The organism is Oleiphilus sp. HI0086, assembly GCF_001635225.1.
Map to the genome: position 1 here is coordinate 1 of NZ_LWFZ01000174.1, position 1,288 is coordinate 1,288.

Annotated in this window: 2 protein-coding genes and 1 pseudogene; all 3 read left to right on the forward strand. The window is 44.3% G+C overall.

Going from position 1 to position 1,288, the window contains the following annotated elements; translation table 11 throughout:
- Positions 1–179 precede the first annotated feature (179 nt).
- Positions 180–620 carry a 30S ribosomal protein S6 gene (rpsF, locus tag A3756_RS02450; protein WP_068511443.1) on the forward strand — a complete coding sequence of 147 codons (441 nt, stop codon included), beginning with the start codon at positions 180–182 and terminating at the stop codon, positions 618–620.
- A 20-nt stretch (positions 621–640) separates the two neighbouring features.
- Positions 641–871 carry a 30S ribosomal protein S18 gene (rpsR, locus tag A3756_RS02455; protein ID WP_068511441.1) on the forward strand — a complete coding sequence of 77 codons (231 nt, stop codon included), beginning with the start codon at positions 641–643 and terminating at the stop codon, positions 869–871.
- A gap of 73 nt (positions 872–944) precedes the next feature.
- Positions 945–1,288, forward strand: a pseudogene (locus A3756_RS02460) (hypothetical protein); the annotation flags it as partial.

Below are 1,288 nucleotides of genomic sequence, written 5' to 3' on the forward strand. Positions count from 1 at the left end.
TTACTGCAAAGGTCTTGCACCTTGATGGTTTTATCTCTAGAATATCGCGCTCTAAAATCTGCGGGGAGCTTATACCTTTCTTATGGAAGGAATAGACTTTACCGTGTACTTGTAACTCCTTGCTTTTTAAACGGCCGATGTGGTCGACATTAAAAGGCTATTACCCGAAGGGAGAAAATATGCGTCATTACGAGATCGTATTCTTGGTGCACCCTGATCAAAGTGAACAGGTTCCAGGAATGATTGAACGTTATACTGGTGTTATCAAAGATAGCGGTGGCCAGGTTCACCGTCTAGAAGACTGGGGTCGCCGTCACTTGGCTTACCCAATCAACAAAATCCACAAGGCACACTACATTTTGATGAATATCGAATGTGGCGGCGATGCTTTGGGTGAGTTGGAGCACAACTTCCGTTTTAACGATGCCATCATTCGTGATTTGGTTATTCGTCAGAAGGAAGCGATTACTGAAGAATCTCCTATTAAAGCTTCTCAAGGTAGAGATGACCGTCGCTCTGCGCCTAAGCGCCCAGCTGAACAAGAGTCAAGCTCTGAAGAATCTGTAGAGAAAGTTGAAGATGCAAGCGCTGGTGACAGCGAAGCGGCATCAGAAGAGTAATTTAATTTTAGGAGAAGACTATGTCTCGCTTTTTTCGTCGTCGTAAGTTTTGTCGCTTTACGTCTGAAGGTGTAAAACAAATCGATTATAAAGATTTGGACACTTTGAAAGGTTATGTCACAGAAACTGGTAAAATCGTACCAAGCCGTATTACTGGCACAAAAGCTCGTTACCAGCGTCAGCTAGCAACTGCTATCAAGCGCGCTCGTTACTTGGCACTTTTACCTTACACAGACAATCACCACGAATAAGACCGGGTATTGTTTGTTAATCGTTTTACGATTATTGAAAGTAATTAATTAGCTATAAATTGAGAATATCCTGATGCATGACTTAGCTAAGTTAGCCATGCGAGGACCTTGGCAAGCAGCAGTTTTGGCAAGCGTTAGCGTAATGATACCAATGATGTTTTGGTTCGGCGCGGCGATTGTTGGGTTGGTTACCTTGCGAAAGGGCTTGAGTCAGGGTCTTAATGTTTTTATCTGGGCAACTATTCCTGCTTTGGCATGGTGGTCTGGAATGCAAGATCCCGGAGCGCTGGTGGTTCTAATATCGGTTCTGCTTATGGCAGCGATATTAAGATCAACCGTCTCCTGGCAAGCCACTCTGGCTGCCGGAGGAGTAATTAGCCTGCTTACAGGCATTGTTGCTCCTTATCTTATGCCAGA

Bases quoted from the DNA above. Each gene is read 5' to 3' on its own strand.
- rpsF (WP_068511443.1), top strand. From the start codon at position 180: ATGCGTCATTACGAGATCGTATTCTTGGTGCACCCTGATCAAAGTGAA.
- rpsR (WP_068511441.1), top strand. From the start codon at position 641: ATGTCTCGCTTTTTTCGTCGTCGTAAGTTTTGTCGCTTTACGTCTGAA.